Source organism: Pseudomarimonas arenosa, from assembly GCF_014841215.1.
Lineage (GTDB): Bacteria > Pseudomonadota > Gammaproteobacteria > Xanthomonadales > Xanthomonadaceae > Pseudomarimonas > Pseudomarimonas arenosa.
Genome location: NZ_JACYTR010000007.1, coordinates 38,810 through 57,870 on the forward strand (window position 1 = coordinate 38,810; position 19,061 = coordinate 57,870).

The window sequence follows — 19,061 nt, forward strand, 5'->3', positions numbered from 1 at the left end:
GACGCCCAAAACCACAACAGCCACCGAAGTGGCCGTTGTGGTTCTGCTGGATTGATCAGCCTAGAACTTGTGGGTTCCGCTCAGATCCGGTTCCCAGGTGTCCTTCTCAAAGGGACGCAGCAGCAGGCGACACAGGGCCGGCAGGAAGATGATCGCCGCCACCATGTTGACCACGAACATGAAGGTCAGCATCAGGCCCATGTCGGCCTGGAACTTCAGTGCCGACCAGATCCAAGTGGCGACGCCCACCGCCAGGGTCAATGCAGTGTAGAAGATGGCGATGCCGGTAGTCTTCAGGGCGATGAAGTAGGACTCGCGCAAGGTGTGACCATCCTTCATCGCTTCGCGCATGCGGGCAAAGATGTAGATGGCGTAGTCGACGCCCATACCCACACCCAGGGCCACCACGGTCAGGGTGTTGACCTTCATGCCGATTTCCAGATGCACCATCAGTGAGTGGCCGAGCTCGGTGACCAGCAACAAGGGCATCATCACCGCCGTGGCGGCCAGTGGATTGTGGAAGCTGATCAGGCACATCACGAACACCGCCGCATACAGCATCATCAGCATCAGATGTTCCACTTCACGCACAGTCTCGTTGATTGCCGCCATCACGCCGACATTGCCGGTGGCAAGGCGGAAGTTCACTTGATCCTTGATCTCATCCCACTCCGCGGCCAGCTTTTCCTGTTCCGGGGTCGGCGTGATCGCGTCCAGGGCGGCCTGCGCCGCGACTGCCTTGTCGGCCAGTGACAGACGCAGATTCACACCTTCATGCCAGGCGTCGTTGTCGGCGCGGAATTTCTTTACCGCATTAACCACACGATCGATCGTCTCGGCCTTGTGATCGGCCAGGAACACCATGATCGGCATCGCCGAGCAATCTGAGTTCAACAGACCCGAGTCGGTCTCAAAGCCTTGTGTTGCCAGGCGCAGGCTGTCGGAATCGTGTGGCAGCACACGCCACTTGATCGAACCCTCGTTCCAGCCGGCGTACACCACCTTGGCGATTTGCGGCAAGGTGATGACCTGTTGCACACCGTCGATGTTCTCCAGATGCCAAGCGAAACGATCGGTTAAGCGCATGGCGCGATCGCTGAGCGTGCAGGCATCGGGCCTGGCCTCGACCACAACGTTGAGGATGTCGACACCCAGGGCAAACTTGCCGGTGATCATCAACGCATCCTGGTTGTAGCGCGCCTCCGGCCACAACTCGGCCACGCCGGCCTGAGCATCACCGATCATCACCTGATCACCGCGCTGCTCAGCGAACCACCAGCCGGTGACACCGATCGCCACCACCACGGTGGCAACCGCCGGCCGTGCGATATTGGACAACAGGGCCCAGATGCGATCGAAGCGGGTCAGCTGGCGCAGGCGGAATTCGCGCTTGCGCTCCATGTTCTTCAGCTTGGTAAAACTGAGCAGGATCGGCAGCAGGACAAGATTGGTAATCAGGGTGAGGCCGACACCGACGGTGGCGGTAATCGCCAGCTCACGCACCATCTGAATGTCGATGATCATGATCGCAGCGAAGCCCAGGCAGCTGGTGACCAGGGCCACCGAGCCCGGCACCACCAGCAGACGCAGCGCACGCTTGGCTGCTTCGACCGAGTCAACGCCCTCGCGCGTGCGCAATTCCTCGACCGTGCCGTCCTCCATGCCGCCGAAGAAAATTTCGCCACGGAAGCGATTGATCATCTGTTCGCCGTGACTGACCGCGATGGCAAAGATCAGGAACGGCGTCAGCATGTTCATCGGGTCGATGCCGAATCCCATCAGGCGCAATGCGCCTAGCATCCACACCACCGCCACCATTGCCGCAAACACTGTCAGGCTGGCGAGCTTGAACGAGGTCGAATAGATGAACAGCAGGAACCAGGTCAGAGCGATGGTGATGAAGAAGAACCAGATCACCGAGCGCGCACCATCGGCCACGTCGCCGACCATCTTGGCGAAACCGATGATGTGCACGCTGAACTTGTCATTTTCGTACTTGGCGCGCAGGGCTTCGAGCTCGGCGGCAACCTCTTGATAGTCGAGTTTCTTGCGCGCGTCTTCCGGAATCAGATCAGCCGAGATCATCGCGCCGGAGTAGTCCTTGGCGACCAGACGACCGACGATATTGGCCTTGACGATGTTGGCGCGGATCGTGTCCCAGTCGTCCTGAGTGGCCTCGAAACCCGGCAGGCTCGGGGTGAAGGTGTCGGGAATGACATTGCCACCCGCAAAGCCATCTTCAACCACTTCGACGAAGCGCACATTGGGCGTGAACAGTGACCGCACACGGGCGTCATCCGAGGCCTCGATAGCCATCACGTCCTTGGTCATCGACTCCAGCGTGCTGAAGAACTCGGTGTCGAACATGTCGCCGTCTTTGGCCACCAGGGCGACCAGCACCCGGTTGGCGCCGCCGAAATCCTTCTCGTAGTCGATGAAGGTCTGCATGTATTCATGCTTCAGCGGGATCTGCTTCTTGAACCCGGCGTCGACCTTCAACTCGCTGGCATACGCGATCATGGCACCGGTGATGGCGGCGAGTATCACCAGCATCACCGGCCGCGCACCGAATACCAGCTTCTCGATCATCGTCGCGAAAGCGCCCGGCTGCGAACTCGATCCATGCATGACGTTGAATCCTTATTTAAGTCGGAGTCGTTGCTTGTTGGTTGTTGGTTGCGGCGCCTTGCTCGTCAGGAACCCGCCGGCTTCACTTCGTATTGGCCAATACCTTTTTCGCCGGTGACCAGAAAGGTGCGCATGCCGCGTGGCAACACCGAGGCCAGCACCGGGGTCTCGCGTTCCTCATTGACGAACACTCCGGTGACCAGATCGGCTTGTGCACTCTCGCGGCTGATCACCACGCCATTGGCCCCGACCACAACGAAGCCGCCATTCTGCAACGCCGCGCCGCCCATCAGGCTGAGCTCGGTGTCGGTGTCCAGCGTCTCCCAGGTATCGCCTCCATCGGTCGTCTCCAGGATATGGCCGCGCAGCCCAAAGGCGACGAAGTGCTGATCGCCCAAGGCCAACAGGCCGAACATGGAACCGCCATAGGGCAGCTGAATGCGCTCCCAGGTGTCGCCGCCGTCGCGAGAGCGAAACGCTGCGCCACGCTCGCCGACCATCAGCATCAAACCCGAAGGCGCCCGAGCGATGGCGTTCAAGTGCGGATTCTCTTCCTCTTCCAGCACCAGATCATCCTCGGTGAAGGTCCAATCCTCCTCCTCGGCCAGTTCGTCGGTCTCGTCCATCGCCTCTTCTTCACCGGTACCGCCGACGCTGACTCGACGCCAGTTCTGCCCACCGTCCTCGGTCTTCAACAGCAGGCTGTAGGCGCCGATGGCAAAGCCTTCAAGCTCACTGACGAAGAACACATCAAGCAGGGGTGCGCCCTGACGCGGATCCCACTCCTCATCGGGATCGATTTCGCGTTTCGGATCACTGCGCTGGACGGTCCAGGACATGCCGCCATCGGCACTGTGCAGGATCATTCCATCGTGGCCCACTGCCCAGACGTTGTCTCCTTGAGCGGCGACCGCGGTCAGGGTGGCGCGGGTCGGCACGCCCTCGACCTGACGCCAATCGGTGCGCGACTCGCTGACCAGGATCTGGCCGCGCTCACCGACCATCACTCCGCGTGAGGCGGCCTCGGTGATATCCAGGACCAGAGAACGCTGACCGACCAGGGGCAGCATCTCAGCCACCTGGACTTTTTCGCCGTCGTCGGCGGCGACGGCCAGAGGCATCACCAACGATTGAGCGACAACGGCAGTCAGCAACACCCAGCCGTGCTTGGACAGAATCCGATTCATGCTTTTCCCCTGGTTCCGATGCTCGACCCATGCGGGTCACGGATGCAACTCAGCCTAGCGCGTCTTGTCCAAAACGCAAACAGCCGCGTGGGGCTCACGCGGCTGCTTGCTCACACCTTCACACAACGATGCCTAATCAGCGCACGCCGCGTTTACGCAATGCCTGCGGCGAGAAGTTTTCCGGATTGGTCTGGAACGAGAAGTCGTACATCGGTTCCTGATTATCGAGACCGGTAGCAATGTAACGCCCGGACTGCAGGTCGTGATGATTCTCCATCGTCGACCAGAACACCGGTACTTCGTAGAAATTGATCGACGGCGCTTCGGAATAGCGCCACATACGCCCCTGACCGTCGTAGTGATCAATCACCAGGATCTGCCAGCTGTCCTCGTCGAGGTAGAAGGTGCGGCGCGAGTTGATATGGCGCTTGCCCTTCTTCAGCTTGGCCTCCACCACCCAGACGCGATGCAGTTCGTAGCGCAGCAGATCGGGGTTGATATGCCCCGGCTTGAGCAGGTCCTCGACCTTGGTCTGATCGCTGTGCGCCTTGTACGAGTTGTACGGCACGTACATCTCTTTCTTGCCGACCAGTTCCCAGTCGAAACGGTCCATGGCACCGTTGAACATGTCGGTCATGTCATTGGTGCGCAGACCGTCCGATGCGGTGCCGGGATTGTCGTAGGCGACATTCGGCGCGCGGCGGACGCGACGCTGACCCGGGTTGTAGATCCAGGCCTGACGCGGTTGCTTGATCTGATTCAGTGACTCGTGCACCAGCAACACCTGACCGGCCAGACGTGCCGGGCTTTCGACCACCTGATAGAAGTAAACCAGGATGTTGTTGGTGTCCTTGATGGTGTTGCCGGGCTTGTAGTAAAGCCCCAGCAGTTCTTCGCGAATGCGCACCAGGTTGTACTGTCCAGAGGCTGTCGGCGCGGCCTGATTGGCCCAGCGCGCTGCGGCAACACCTTTGTACTTCAGCTTGTGATTCCAGATCGCCTCGTAGCCATTCTGCGGAATCGGGAACGGCAAGCCCTCGGCCGCATCGGTCACGCCATCGCCGTTCGCTTCAAGCTTTGCGGTGGTGGCATTCTTGATGGTGTATTCGTAGGTACGCTTGGGAAACGAGGCCGAACGCCGAGTCGGATAGACGTTCATCTTGAAGGTCGGGTACTTGGCGAACATCGCCTTCTGACCCTCTGTGAGCTTGTCTGCGTGCTGCTTGTAATTTTGCGGCGTGATCGACAGCGACGAGCGGTCAGCAGCAAAAGGATCGCGATGATGCTCGCCAACCTTGTAACCCTGCGGCGGCGTGGTGATGCCGCCAGTCCAGGCCGGAATCGTGCCCGCTGCGTTGCCGGCCTTTTCCGCCCCGACCGGAGTCAGTTCGTTGCCCAATCGTTTTGCCTGATCCGCCGACACTGCGGCGAAAGCGGAGCTTCCAAACGCCAGCCCTGCGATCAGGGCCAGCGACTTCATCTGAGTGGCTTGCATTGATTCCCTACCTTAGATGTTTCGGCGAAGCGAAGCGACCGCCGCAGCGGTCGCTTCTGGTAAAGCCCGGGCCTGCAGATTAACGCACGCCAGTGATGCGCAACGACTGCGGCGAGAAGTTGGCTGGATCGGAGTCATAACTGAAGTCAGTGATGTCCTCCTGGTTATCCAGGCCTGACACCAGATAACGGCCGGATTGCAGGTCGTTGTGAATCTCCAGCGTGGCCCAGAAGGTCGGCACTTCGTAGTAGTTGATCGACGGTGCTTCAGAGACACGCCACAGACGCCCCTGACCATCGTAGTGATCGATCATCAGGATCTGCCAGCCATCCTCGTCGACATAGAAGGTGCGCCGCGGATTGATATGACGCTTGCCTGGCTTCAGGGTCGCCTCGACCACCCACATGCGGTGCAACTCGTAGCGCTGCAGATCGGGATTGACGTGACCTTGCTTGAGGATGTCGTCGGTCTTGGTGTCCTTCGAATGCAGCTTGTAGGAGTTGTACGGAACGTACATTTCCTTCTTGCCGACCAGTTTCCACTCAAAACGATCGAAGGCGCCGTTGAACATATCGGCCATGTCGTTGGTACGCAGACCATCAGCCGCGGTACCCGGATTGTCGTAGGCCACATTCGGTGCGCGGCGCACGCGACGCTGGCCCGGGTTGTAGATCCAGGCCTGACGCGGCTGGGCGATCTGATTCAAGGACTCGTGAACCAATAGCACCTGTCCAGCCAGACGCGGTGGCGACTCCACCGACTGGAAAAAGTAGAACAGGATGTTATTGATGCTCTCGATGGTGCTGCCCGGCTTGTAGTACAGGCCTAGAATCTCCTCGCGCAACCGCACCATGTTGAAATCACCCGACGCTGTCAAAGCCGCCTGATTGTTCCAACGCGCAATACCGACGCCCTTGTACTTCAGCTTGTGATTCCACATCACCTCATAGGCGTTCTGCGGAATCGGGAATGGCATACCCTCGGCTGCGCCTTCCACACCGTCGCCGTCGGCAATCACCTTGGCGGTGGTGGCATTCTTGATCGTGTAGTCGTAGATGCGCTGTGGAAACGATGCCGAGCGCCGAGTCGGGTAAACCGGCATCTTGTAGCTCGGATACTTGGCAAACATCGCTTGCTGCCCGGCGCTGAGCTTGGCGGCAAACTGCTTGTAGTTCTGCGCCGTGATGGTATTGACCGGCTTGTCAGCGGCATACGGGTCAGGGTGATGATCGCCCTTCTTGTAGCCGGCAGGCGGCTTGGTGATGCCGCCCTCCCACGCCGGAATGCTGCCATCGGCGTTTCCAGCCTTCTCCGCGCCGACCGGGGTCAATTCCTTTCCGAGTTTGGCCGCTTCGGCCGCGCTGACCGCGGCCTCCGCTGCGCCTGCCGATACCGCCAGGCCAATTGCCACACTCAAGCACCACAGGTTTCTAGCTTGCATTCCAGCCTCCTTGAGCATTCGCTCGAGCTTGGTGTGGATCAGAAAGCGTACTTCACAGCGATGCCGGCGAAATCGCGATCGGCGATTTGATTGAAGGTACCTGCACCGAAGAATGCAGTGTAGGACAGATCAACCGACCACTGGTTCAGGTACAAAGCCTCAACGCCGAGGGTCAGCGACTTTCGATCCTCCAGGAAGTTGCCACCCGGCCCCGGGGTGATGCCGTTGACGTCGTGATTGAAGGCCAATCGCGGTGACAGATTGACGGCACTGCCGAACACATTGTTGTAATCGGCACGCGCCGCCAGTCGATAGCCCCAGCTGAACGAAGTCGGGAACCCGTCGCGCAGCGTGACCGGATTGCGCAAAGCGCCGGTGACGATGTCGAAACCACCGCCAGTGTCGGTGCCCTCACCTTCGTAGCGCAATACGCTCTGATCAGGCAGATCCCATACCTTGGTAGCACCGATTTCACCGACCACGGCAATCTGTTCTGCGCCCAGCCAGTTGCCGGGGCCGATCAGCTTGGTGAAGGTCGATTGAATCTGGCTGACTTCGTGGCGATCCCAACCCTGGATGTACTCGCCCGGGCCGTACTCGCCCAGCTGACTGATGAACCGGTTGGCCGGCGCCTGGATCAGCGGATTCAGCGGCGACAGGCCGGCAAACAGCAGCTCGACGTCATCGATCTGCAGCGGCATGTTGTCGCGGTAGCTCATTTCGCCCTGGAAGGCCCAGCCGCCCGGCAGGGTGGTATTCCAGCTCACACCAAACAGATTGATGTCTTCCGGATACTCAACCAGGTAGCGACCGCTGTTGGAACTGCTTGAGGTGACCGAAATGCCCGACAGCACCGGTAGGCGGCTGTGGTAACGCAGGTAGTAGAAGCCAAACTCGGTATCGAAGAACTCCGAGGCGTAGTAACGCAAGGCCATACCGTACTGACCGCTGTCCGAGGCATTGCGATTTTCCGCGCGCGGGAACGAGCCGCTACAGCCAGCACCGATCAGCTGCAACGCCGTGGTGGCACCGTACGCCGCCGATAGCTCGGCGAAACGGTCGCTGCTGGCAAAGCCAGCCGTGCCATTGAAACAGGTGGAGAAGTACAGACCTGGGTCATTGACCGGCTGCGGCACGGTGCCGAAGCCCAGCATCACGTATTGACCGCCCGGCGAAGCGAAATCGTTCGAGCTGAAGTAGGTACCCGAGGCATCGACTTCGATTTCTTCGAACTCCAGCAGCCAGGCCGCTTCCAGCGACAGGCTGTCGGTCAGGCTGAACGAGGCCCAGACCGAGTCCAGCGGCAGGAAGGCCTCTTTCAGCTCGGCACCGGCGACGCGCAACGCCGACAGATCGACGGCGTTGATCACATTGATGCCGTTCTGGATGAAGGTGCTCTCACCCCAGCTGATCACCTGACGACCAACACGAACGGTGGCGGTGCCAGTTTCGCCGTAGCTGAAGTTATGGAACACGAAGGCGTCCAGCATGCGGAAGCGATCGCCGATCAGGTCACGCGCTTCCGGGGTCAGATCGTCGCGATCGGTGTTTTCGAAATCGTAGAAATAGGTGGCTCGGGCAAAGGCGCCGCCATCGGTCCAGTTCAGCGCCATTTCGCTGGTGATCTTGAACGCGTTGGAGATCACATCGCCCTTGTCGTACTTCAGATTGCCGTCGTCGCGGTTGACCGAAAAGCGACCTTGCGCGGCGATCTGCAGCGCTTGCGCTTCCGGAAAGCGGTTCTGCGCTTGCAGGGCGGCAATCTGTGCCACCAACCTTGGCTCAAAAAACGCCTTACCGAGCAAGTCATCGTCCGGATCTTGCATGCGGAAGGTGGCACCCAGCGACACCGTGGTGTCGATATTGCCGGTGATCGGGCCTGCTTCGAACTCGAAGGCCTGGGCGGCCGGCGCCAGCAGAACGCTGGCAATGGCCAGCGCCAGAGGTGCACGCAGCACGCGCGAGGTACGGCTTGACGTCTGAATCATGAGGTTCATGGGGTCTCCTCGCCTTACTGCGTACGAATCACAGAGGAATCTTGCACCACCACCTGGCGACCGCCGGTGACGATGAAGCTCGACATCTGCACCTGCATTTCCGTGGTCACATTGAGGAAACCGATCGGATCAGGCGGCGGATTGGCGGCGGAGCGCCCCGGTGAAAGCAGCGAGCCGTGCTCGCCCTGGGTGAAGCGCACTGCACCGCGGACACCGCCCGGCACATCGAAGGTGTTGCCGAAGATCGAGCCCAGATTCATGGCGCGAATCAGTGGCTCGGTACCCGACAGCGGCGCGCCCGGCACCGAGTTCGGAATCACGCGATCGGAGACAAAGCTGTCGCCACCCACCACTTCATGCACCAGCACGCTGTTCTGCGCCGATACGAAACCGTAGTTGATCGGGTCGCCAGAGTCGGTGACCTGCTGCGCGGCACCCATGAACTGGTCATAGGGCGGCGTGTTCGGCTGTAAGCCGGCGGCCGCTGCCAGGCCGGCGCGGATGCGCGGACCAAAGGTGGCCGAGCCATCGAGCAAGCGGGCAATGCCGCCGCCCGGTACCGAGAACATGCCGACGCTGACGTTCGGCTCCAGTGCGACGAACGGGATACCGACGATCGAACCCAGCGATTGACCGACGAAGCGGATCTGCGAGCCGTCAAAATCAGGCGCGCTGTCGGCATTGATGTCGATCGCCGGAATGGTGGCCGCGACCACGAACAGATCAGCGATCGCTTGACGGATGTTGTCGCGCGAGGTCAGCAGGGAGGCCAGATTGATGGTGTGGGTACCGGAAGCATCGGGAATCTGATCCGGCCCTGGCGCGCCAGTGCTGTTGTTGACGTAGTCCACATCAAACGTGCGCTCGCGCACGCCGGCGGCAAACAGCGGCGCCGTCAGCGGATTGTTCGGGTTGATGTAGAAGGCCGACACCGCCGAGAAATCCGAGTTGCCCGGTGAAACGCCGTGCAGCGGCTGATCGATCGAGATCACCGCGATGCCCTGCGCGGCCAGGGTGGCAGAAATGGCCAGCGCGTCGGTACGGTTGCGGGTGATGCCGTGCTGGAACATTACGATCGGCCAGCCTGCCGCCGGCTTGGTACGGCCGGACGCCGCGTTCGGCACCGTCATCAGCACCGGCACCTGCACCGTGGCATTGGCCACCGGGAACGGGTTGTAGACGGTGACATTGGTCGAGCGAGGATCCAGGCCAAGCGCGTTGAACGGCGGCACATAGGCACCGGGAGCGGCTTTCCAGAAACCGTTCAGCGGCGCGGTCGGATTCGAAGCGGAAGGCGGCACTTGGTAATACGGCAGCGCGATGAAGCCGACGTAGATGTCAGCGATCGGCGGCAAGCCGGCGGCCGATGTGTTCAGTCCGGTGGGCACGATCATGTTCGGCGCGGCCTGCACACGGCTGCGTACTGCCTGCAGCACCGGCGTGATGCTCTGCGTGGTCATCACCCAGGACGACACCACGTCATCCGGGCTGATGCCCTGGGAAGCAGCGGCGGCCAACTGGAAGTTGGTCAGCACGCGCAGCGGCTCCAGCCCGCAGGCGGTGGAATTGGGCAGCAGCGGATCGGTACTCTGCTGGTTGACGCACAACGGCGAGCTGCGCTTGGTGAGGAAGTACGCCTGGTCAGGGGTCACATCGTTTCCGCGGGCATCGGTGATGCCATTGGTGATGATCGCCATGTAAGAGGTCAGCTGCTTAAGCGGCGCGGTCGGCACGATGGCCACCGTCTTGCCGGTGCTGTCGCTGGGCGCCACCGCGGTGACGAACTGACTGCCTGGGGTAAGTTCGCGGACCACACTGGTCACTACACCCCCAGGCTGATTCAGGGTGACCTCGAAGATCCGTACGCTCTGACCCGGCACGATGCTGCTGGGCTGCGGCGCATCGCTGAACGCCATGCTCCAGGGTGCGGTGGTGCTCCAGCCATCAAGGGCGCTGATCGCCACCAGCGGATCGCCAAAGTTGGCCGGATTGGTCACCGGCGGGTTCAGGGTGAGATCAGTGGTACCGGACAACAACAGATTGTTCGGCAGCGGCACCGCACCGGTGGCCGGATTATAGATCGCCGTGATCACGCCATTGACCGGCGTGCCATTGTTGTTATTGGCGGGTGGCGTATCCACCGCGCGCGGGCTGTTACTGGAACTGCTGCACGCCGCGAGCAACAGCGACGAGAGCGCGAGTACTAAAGGCAGTCGAGCCTGCATGAGCGTTTCCTCATCGGAAATCTGGGTGGATTGGCCGCCCTATCATAGGGACCCGCTGCAAACGAATGCAACGATGTCTTAACCAATGGTCGTTTGATTCGCACTTTGCTGCGGTGCAACACGTTTCACCGCCCTCACCGATCCACCGCCGCAGCATTGGTTGCCGGCGCAACCATGTGTTTCGAGCCCATGCCGGCATGCTGGGTCAGGGGCACGAGCTGTGGCACTCTGCGTGCTCATTCACCTCGACCGGAACCCAGACGCATGTCGGAGCGCAGCGAATCGCCCTTTGATCTCGACGCCTTGAGCGCCTGGCTCGGCCAAGCGGTGACGGGCTTCGCTGGCCCGATCACGCTGCAGAAATTCAAGGGTGGCCAGTCCAACCCCACTTATGCGCTGGACACGCCGAACAAACGCTATGTGTTGCGCAGCAAGCCAGGTCCAGTTGCCAAGCTGCTGCCATCGGCACACGCCATCGAACGCGAGTTTCGCGTGCTCGATGCACTGGCCGACAGCGAGGTGCCGGTGCCAAAGGTGCTGGCCCTGTGCCAGGACGAAGGAGTGATCGGGCGCATGTTCTACCTGATGGAACGCGTCGACGGGCGAATTTTCTGGGACGCCGCCCTACCCGAACTGGACGCCGCCGCGCGCGGGCCGATCTACGCCGCCATGAATGACACCATCGCCGCCTTGCATCGGGTGGTGCCGGAACAGATCGGCCTGGCCGACTATGGCGCGGCCGGCAATTACTTCGAGCGACAGATTCATCGCTGGAGCAAGCAGTATCGCGCTTCGGAAACGCAAACCATCGAGGCCATGGAGCAGCTCATCGAATGGCTGCCCGGCGCCATGCCCGCCGATGAGGAGGCGCGCATCGTACATGGCGATTTTCGCATCGATAACCTGGTGTTTCACCCCAGTGAGCCGCGAGTGATCGCCGTACTCGACTGGGAATTGTCGACCCTGGGCCACCCACTGGCCGACTTCGCCTACCACTGCCTTGCCTGGTTCACCCCACCGGGCATCATGCGCGGTATTGCCGGCCTGCCGATCGCCAACCTCGGGCTGCCGAGCCTCGAGTCTTACATCGCCGACTACTGTCAGAAGACCGGCCGCCAGGCAGGCATCCCTGATCTCAATTTCTATCTGGCCTACAACCTGTTTCGCCTGGCCGGCATCGCCCAGGGCATCGCCAAGCGCGCCGAACAAGGCACCGCCAGCAGCGCGAAGGCGCTGGAGACCGGCGCTCTGGCGCGGCCGGTGGCAGAGCTTGGCTGGCGCATCGCCCAGGGCCACATGCACTGAACCTGCTCCTTCATACACTTCGAGATTTGCCGCATGGACTTCGCACTCTCCGCCCGCAGCCAGACGCTGCAGCAAGCACTGCTTGCCTTCTTTGACCAGCACATCTATCCGAACGAGCGACGCTTCGAACATGAGGTGGCAGAAAATACCGCCCGCGGCCAGCGTTGGACGCCAACCCGCCTGATCGAAGAGCTCAAGCCCAAGGCCAAGGCCGCCGGGCTTTGGAACCTGTTCTTGCCCGATAGCGAACACGGCGCCGGCCTGAGCAATCTGGACTATGCGCCGCTGGCCGAAATCATGGGTCGCGTGCTGTGGTCGCCGGAGGTGTTCAACTGCTCGGCGCCCGACACTGGCAATATGGAAGTACTGGCCCGCTACGGCACGCCGGCCCAGCAAGCGCAGTGGCTCACGCCACTGCTTAACGGCGAGATACGCTCTGCCTTTGCAATGACCGAACCCGATGTCGCCTCCAGCGATGCCACCAATATCGACCTGTTGATGCGTCGCGACGGCGATCACTATCTGCTCGATGGCCGCAAGTGGTGGATATCGGGGGCCGGCGATCCGCGCTGCCGACTGTACATCGTGGTGGCACGCTCGAATCCGGAGTCGCCGCGCCATGCACAGCACTCCCTGCTGCTGGTGCCAGCCGACAGCCAAGGCCTTGAAGTGGTCAGGCCGCTGCCGGTATTCGGCTATGACGACGCCCCTCATGGGCATTGCGAGCTGCGCTTCGATCAGGTGCGCGTACCGGTCGATCATCTCCTGCTCGGCGAGGGGCGTGGTTTCGAGATGATGCAGGGGCGTCTGGGACCGGGCCGCATTCACCACTGCATGCGCCTGATCGGCCTGGCCGAACGCGCTTTCGAGCTGATGTGCCAGCGACTTAACAGTCGGGTTGCCTTTGGCAAGGCACTGGAAAAGCAGAGCATCTGGCACGAGCGGATTGCCGAGGCGCGATGCCAGATCGATCAGGCCCGGCTGCTCACCTTCCAAGCGGCCTGGAAAATGGACGTTGCCGGCAACAAGGCGGCCAAGGCCGATATCGGCATGATCAAGATTGTGGCGCCGAGTGTCGCCTGCCAGGTGGTCGACTGGGCCATGCAGGCCTGGGGCGCCGCCGGCCTTAGCGACATCACGCCCCTACCGCAGATGTACATGGCGGCGCGCTCGTTGCGAATCGCCGACGGCCCCGACGAAGTGCATCGCAATGCGCTGGCCAAGCTTGAATTGGCGCGTTTCCCAGCGGCCACCGCATAACTGAGCGAGGGCTGAGCTGAGTCCATGGAAGAACTCGACGAAAGCCAGGCGCGCTCGCCTTGGAGACTGCTGAGTGGCCCGCTGCTCGGATTGATCGGCTGGGCTTGGGCAAGCCACACCGGACATAGCAGCGCGATTGCCTTCACCTTGGGCCTTACCCTATGGGTAGCCGCCTGGTGGGTGACCGCGGCGATTCCGCATGCGTTCACTTCACTACTGCCGCTGGCCCTGCTTCCGCTAAGCGGTGTGATAAGTTCGAAACAGGCTGCCGAAGCCTATGGAAACCCGTTGATCCTGCTATTGGCAGGTGGCTTCATGATGGCCAGCGCGCTGCAGAAGAATGGCGCGCATCGGCGTATGGCCCTGGGCATGGTGCACCTGTTTGGCGGTGGTAGCGGACGCCGACTGGTCTGGGGCTTTGCCATCGCCACTGGCCTGACCTCGATGTGGATTTCTAACACCGCCACTACCCTGATGATGATTCCGGTGGCGCTGGCCGTGCTGGAGGAATACCCGGATCGCCGTCTGGCCGTGCCCTTGCTGTTGGCCATTGCCTATGCCGCCAGCCTGGGCGGGCTCGGCACACCTGTCGGTTCGCCACCCAACCTGGTGTTCATGCAGGTTTATGCACAGACCACCGAGCGTGCGCTGGGATTCAGCGATTGGCTATGGTTTGGCCTGCCCACCGTCGCCGTGCTGCTGCCGGCCCTGGCCTGGTGGATGGCGCGGCCTCTGGCCGACACGCCGGCCGCCACCTTGCCCGCCCTGGGGCCATGGACCTCGGCGGAACGCCGTGTTCTGACGGTGTTCGCCCTGGTCGCGCTGGCCTGGGTGACGCGCAGCGAACCATTTGGCGGCTGGAGCGAATGGCTAAGGCTGCCGACTGCCAACGACGCCAGCGTGGCCCTGCTCGGCACCGTGGTGATGGCACTGATCCCCAGCGGCCAGGGCGGGCCTTTGCTCGACTGGAAAACCGCCCAACGCATTCCCTGGGGCGCGTTGATCCTGTTCGGCGGCGGCATTGCCCTGGCCACCGCGTTCGAGACCTCCGGCCTGTCTGCTCTGATTGCCACTTCGCTACAGGGTTTGCTGAGCTGGCCGTTGCTGCTGCAGATCGCCCTGATCGTCGCCTGCGTCATCCTGCTGTCGGAGATCGCCTCCAATACCGCCACCGCGGTGCTGCTGATGCCGCTGCTGGCCGCCGCTGCGGTGGCTGCGCAGATCGATCCGGCTCTGCTGATGGTGCCAGCGGTCTTGGCCGCGAGTTGCGGCTTCATGCTGCCGGTGGCAACAGCGCCAAATGCCATCGTGTTCGCCTCACCGCAGATTGAAGCGCGCGACATGCTGCGTCACGGCGCCGTGCTCGATCTGTTCTGCGTGCTGGCGATTAGCGGCGTGTGCTATCTGCTGCTGGGTTAAGCGCAGCGGGCGAGTGACCATCAGGTGGCTGAAGAACTTCCATTCGGGAGCCTTACAGCACAACCGGTCGCGGCACAGCCGCGCCAGCTTTGCCAAGACGCCGAGACCGTCTACCGATGGGGCTGAAACTCCATGTACCAGTTGGTTTCCCAGCTGGCGCCAGCGTCATTGGAGAATGCCTGCTCCCAGCGCGGATTCTGGCCAGGCAACGCCGACCAGGTGAAGCGAACCTTGATTGCCTGCCCATCGATCTGGTCATCGGCCAGAAAAACACCGACGCCATTGGCGAATCGACCCACTACCGGGGTGTCGAGCTGGGTCGGGTTTCTGCCATCAAGCCACCAGATCGACCACGAGCCGGTCTTGGCACAGAACGACCGCATCGCCACCGCGCGAAATGCCCCATCGGGGAAATGAAGAACGTTGTCCTCAAGATTGCCGAAGCCGCCGAGGATCTTCCTGGTCGACGATAAGCCATCGAACTCGAGCCAGTCGTCACAGCCGGAAAATCGCTGCTTCAGGCTCCTGTGTTTGACCCGCCAGTCGCCAATGATGAAATCAAAATCGCCGGGAGCAGCGGGGTCGAGTGTCAAGAGCATGATAGGTCCCGGATCGAAGCAAAAGTCGCTGCCAACTTAACACATTACTCAATCTATCTGCCAGAAATACAACACCAGGCAGCCAAGCATCAGCAGCAGCATCCACAGCGCCATATAGCCGGTGGGCCAGGTTTGCGCCATTCGACCGCTGGGCAAGTGATGTTGGACGACGATGTCGCCGACCCATTGCCGCAGGCGCCGGGTCACCCGCTCGGCGGGCTGTGCTGCTGCGCGATAAGCCCGACCGGCCGCTGCCAGGCCGGCTGGCGCCAGGCGCCGATACAGCCAGTCGGTGTCCAGGGTGATGGTCTGTGAGCGCTGCAACCAAGGCAACAGCAGAAAGAAGGCCAGAGCGGAGATCAGCAACAGCTGCGTTTGAGTCAGCAGGTGAGCGGCCGTGTAGGGCAGATACTCGACCGGATGAGGCAACATGTCATACAGCGGATCGGGATACACACCGATGCCGATACAGAGAATGGCAAGAATTGCCATCGCCCCCTGCATGTGCCAGGGCGCCTCAGACGGCCGCAGTCCGGAATCCTTGTGGAAAAACACGAACCAGGGAAACTTCAGACCCGAGTGCAGGACCACGCCGGCCGAAGCGGCCACCAGTAGCATCCAGACCCAAACAAGGTGTTGTTCGGCAGCGGCCTGCAACACCATCGATTTTGAAACAAACCCCGAAGTCAACGGTGCGGCTAGAGACGCCAGCGCTCCGATCAGGCCAAATGCGGCCGTTCGCGGCATCGAGTGAAACAAGCCGCCGAGGTCGGAGAGGTTCCTGCGGGCCACCGCATGCAGCACCGCACCGGCGGACATCAGCAGCAATCCCTTGTAGACGATGTGGACGAAAGCCAGCGCCGCCGCGCCATTCAGGGCCATCGGGGTACCCACACCGATGGCCGCCACCATGAAGCCGACCTGGTTGACGATCGAATAGGCCAGCACACGTCGCATATCGTTTTCCAGCAGCGCGTAGACGACGCCGTAGAACACCATGAACAGGCCGATATAGATCAGCAGCTCTTCGCCGGCAAAGCCGCGCATCAGCACATACACGGCCGTCTTGGTTGTAAAGGCCGAGAGAAACACGGTGCCACTGTAGGTTGCCTCGGGATAGGCATCCGGCAACCAGGCCGAAAACGGCGGCGCACCGGCGTTGATCAGGAAGCCGGCCAGAATCAACCAATGCGACACGCTATCAAGTGACATCGAGACAAAGGCGATGTTGCCGGTGTCCTGCACGTGCCCGGCAATGCCGGCCAACAGCAGCACCCCGCCCAGCAGATGCATCATCAGATAGCGTTGCGTGGCGCGTCGAGCCGCTTCGCCCGGCTGACTCCATAACACCAGGGTTGATCCAATCGCCATCATTTCCCAGGCGATGAACAGACTGAACAGGTCGCCAGCCAGAACCGCCCCAACCGCCGAGCCGGCGTAGACAAACGCCGCCGGCAATTCCAGCCGGCTGGGCTGACGCAGCGCAAACAAGGCGCCTACCGCCGCCATCAAAGTGAACACGGTGGCAAACAAGCGCGAAAGGCTATCGACCCGCAACGGCTCGACGCGAAGCCCCAGGTAGTCGAAGCGCCACAGAGTTCCCTCTGGCAACTGCCAGATCATCCACAGCGCGAACACGGGAATGACCAGGGCCAAGGCATCGCGCAGCAAGCTGCGATTCAAGGCCAGCATCAGGCCGCCAAAGATCAGCATCAGCCCAGGGTGAGCAAACGCTTCAATCATCGCCCTGCTCCCGGCCGCTCGGATCGTCAGTCCGATAGTAGCGATCGTTGCGGGCGAGCCACAGCGCCAACAGCCTGGCCATGCCGACCATCGCGGCACAGGCCAGAAAGCCATACCAGGCGTTGAATCCGAACCAGGACTCAAGCTCGAAGTGCGGATGCAACTCGATCAACCATTCAGCCGCCACGGACAGCACCGCCAGCAGCACCAGGCCGCGCCACAGCAAACGCCGGTTGGCCGGCCGATCCAGCCGATGGGACGTGCGATCCGCGGTCGTCATGTCTTCACTCATTACCCAACCACCAACTTCGCCAATTGCAGGGCCAGATCGGGCATCAGGAACAACAGCACCGTAGCGCCGGCACTGAGCCCCATGGCGATCAACATCGGCCAGGGAGCTTCTTCGCCTTGGCCATCGACTGGCGCGCGGAAGAAAGCGCGATAGACGATCGGCAACAGATAGGCTGCGCCCAGCAAGGTACTGATCACCAGGGCGGCCACAGCCAGCCATTGCTCGCTCGCCATGGCGCCCTGCAGGATGAACCATTTCGACACCAGCCCCATCGCCGGCGGCAAGCCAATCATTGAAAGCGCGCCGATGGCGAAAGCGGTCATGGTCATCGGCATCTGCCGGCCAATGCCGTCGAGCTGGCTGACTTCGGTCTTGTGTGCAGCGGTGTAGATGGCGCCAGCGGCAAAGAACAGGGTGATCTTGCCAAACGCGTGCGCCACCAGATGCAACACGGCACCAATGACCGAAAACGGCGCGATCAAGGCCACAGCCAGCACCACGTAGGCGAGCTGGCTGATGGTCGAATAGGCCAGGCGCCGCTTCAGGTTATCGGCACCGATGGCAACCACCGAGGCGGCGACCAGGGTGAATGCGGCAGCGGCGACCAGGGCCGCGGCAGCGCTGCTATCTCGCAGCAGGTCGAACCCGAACAGGTAAACCACCAGTTTCACCACGGTAAAGACACCGGCCTTGACCACGGCCACCGCGTGCAACAGCGCCGATACCGGAGTCGGCGCCACCATGGCTGCCGGCAGCCAGCGGTGCATCGGCATCAGCGCGGCCTTGCCCACGCCAAACGCACACAGAGCCAGCATGCCCAGAACAGCCGGCCCCTCGAGCTTGTCGCGCAGCAAGCCACCGACGACAAAATCGGTACTGCCGGCCAAGGCCCAGGTCCAGATCAAGGCCGGCAGCAGCAGCACGATCGAACTGAACAACAACACCCCCAGATACACCCGACCACCGGCCTTGGCCTTGCGTGTGCCGTGATGTGTGACCAAGGGGAACGTGATCAGGGTGAGAATTTCGTAAAACACGAACAGGGTGAAGAAATTGCCAGCGAAGGCGATGCCCAGCGCCGAGCCGATTGCCAAAGCAAAGCAAACGTAGAATCGCGTCTGCCTGGCCTCTCGGTTGCCGCGCATGTAACCGATCGAATAGATCGAACTGACTACCCAGAGTGAGCTGGCCACCAGGGCGAACACCATGCCCAAGGGCTCTAGAACAAACTTCATGTTCAGACCCGGCAGCACCTCGAATAGATCAAGAGTGGGTCGATGACCTTGCAACACCAGCGGCAGCAGGCCCACGACCTGCAACAGGACCAGCACAGCTGTGACCAGGGTCACCGCCTCACGCAGGTTCGGCCGGCGGCCCAGCAGACTGATCGCAACGGCGGCCAGGGCCGGCAAAACGACAGCGAGCCAAAGGGCTTGGGTGGGGTTGAAATTCAATAAGCCATCCATAGCA

At 61.5% G+C, this 19,061-nt stretch carries 13 protein-coding genes; 3 read left to right on the plus strand and 10 right to left on the minus strand.

Features of this window, described 5'->3' with window-relative positions; all coding sequences use genetic code 11:
• Nucleotides 1–60: 60 nt before the first annotated feature.
• From IFO71_RS05225 to IFO71_RS05250, 6 genes are all read right to left on the minus strand, one after another.
• Nucleotides 61–2,628: an efflux RND transporter permease subunit gene (locus IFO71_RS05225; RefSeq protein ID WP_192028487.1), complete on the minus strand. Its 2,568-nt coding sequence runs from the start codon at nucleotides 2,626–2,628 to the stop codon at nucleotides 61–63.
• A 65-nt stretch (nucleotides 2,629–2,693) separates the two neighbouring features.
• Nucleotides 2,694–3,815 (minus strand): WD40/YVTN/BNR-like repeat-containing protein, encoded by a 1,122-nt coding sequence (locus IFO71_RS05230; RefSeq protein ID WP_192028488.1) that lies wholly within the window; start codon nucleotides 3,813–3,815, stop codon nucleotides 2,694–2,696.
• A gap of 136 nt (nucleotides 3,816–3,951) precedes the next feature.
• Nucleotides 3,952–5,310 (minus strand): DUF1329 domain-containing protein, encoded by a 1,359-nt coding sequence (locus IFO71_RS05235; protein ID WP_225444405.1) that lies wholly within the window; start codon nucleotides 5,308–5,310, stop codon nucleotides 3,952–3,954.
• A gap of 79 nt (nucleotides 5,311–5,389) precedes the next feature.
• The gene (locus tag IFO71_RS05240; protein WP_225444406.1) at nucleotides 5,390–6,751 is read right to left on the minus strand and encodes a DUF1329 domain-containing protein; all 1,362 of its coding nucleotides are present in this window, start codon (nucleotides 6,749–6,751) and stop codon (nucleotides 5,390–5,392) included.
• Between the two features lie 38 nt (nucleotides 6,752–6,789).
• A complete protein-coding gene (locus IFO71_RS05245) occupies nucleotides 6,790–8,748 on the minus strand; it encodes a DUF1302 domain-containing protein (RefSeq protein WP_192028490.1) in 1,959 nt (652 codons plus the stop codon).
• A 14-nt stretch (nucleotides 8,749–8,762) separates the two neighbouring features.
• A complete protein-coding gene (locus tag IFO71_RS05250) occupies nucleotides 8,763–10,973 on the minus strand; it encodes an Ig-like domain-containing protein (protein ID WP_192028491.1) in 2,211 nt (736 codons plus the stop codon).
• Between the two features lie 264 nt (nucleotides 10,974–11,237).
• Between IFO71_RS05250 and IFO71_RS05255 the strand changes: the two genes are divergently transcribed.
• From IFO71_RS05255 to IFO71_RS05265, 3 genes are read left to right on the plus strand one after another with little or no spacing between them, the layout of a single operon-like run.
• Nucleotides 11,238–12,278, plus strand: coding sequence for a phosphotransferase family protein (locus IFO71_RS05255; protein ID WP_225444407.1), 1,041 nt, complete (start codon nucleotides 11,238–11,240; stop codon nucleotides 12,276–12,278).
• A 33-nt stretch (nucleotides 12,279–12,311) separates the two neighbouring features.
• Complete coding sequence (locus tag IFO71_RS05260) at nucleotides 12,312–13,538, plus strand: acyl-CoA dehydrogenase family protein (protein ID WP_192028493.1); 1,227 nt, start codon at nucleotides 12,312–12,314, stop codon at nucleotides 13,536–13,538.
• A 24-nt stretch (nucleotides 13,539–13,562) separates the two neighbouring features.
• On the plus strand, nucleotides 13,563–14,957 hold the full coding sequence (locus IFO71_RS05265; protein ID WP_192028494.1) for an SLC13 family permease: 1,395 nt from the start codon (nucleotides 13,563–13,565) through the stop codon (nucleotides 14,955–14,957).
• Nucleotides 14,958–15,067: 110 nt separating this feature from the next.
• Here IFO71_RS05265 and IFO71_RS05270 read toward each other — a convergent pair whose 3' ends face one another.
• From IFO71_RS05270 to IFO71_RS05285, 4 genes are read right to left on the minus strand one after another with little or no spacing between them, the layout of a single operon-like run.
• Complete coding sequence (locus IFO71_RS05270; protein ID WP_192028495.1) at nucleotides 15,068–15,556, minus strand: DUF1579 domain-containing protein; 489 nt, start codon at nucleotides 15,554–15,556, stop codon at nucleotides 15,068–15,070.
• Between the two features lie 48 nt (nucleotides 15,557–15,604).
• Nucleotides 15,605–17,299, minus strand: coding sequence for a Na(+)/H(+) antiporter subunit D (locus tag IFO71_RS05275; RefSeq protein ID WP_192028496.1), 1,695 nt, complete (start codon nucleotides 17,297–17,299; stop codon nucleotides 15,605–15,607).
• Complete coding sequence (locus tag IFO71_RS05280; protein WP_192028497.1) at nucleotides 17,292–17,579, minus strand: hypothetical protein; 288 nt, start codon at nucleotides 17,577–17,579, stop codon at nucleotides 17,292–17,294. The genes IFO71_RS05275 and IFO71_RS05280 overlap by 8 nt, the downstream gene beginning before the upstream one ends.
• 11 nt (nucleotides 17,580–17,590) lie before the next feature.
• Nucleotides 17,591–19,057 carry a proton-conducting transporter transmembrane domain-containing protein gene (locus tag IFO71_RS05285; RefSeq protein ID WP_192028498.1) on the minus strand — a complete coding sequence of 489 codons (1,467 nt, stop codon included), beginning with the start codon at nucleotides 19,055–19,057 and terminating at the stop codon, nucleotides 17,591–17,593.
• Nucleotides 19,058–19,061: the final 4 nt, after the last annotated feature.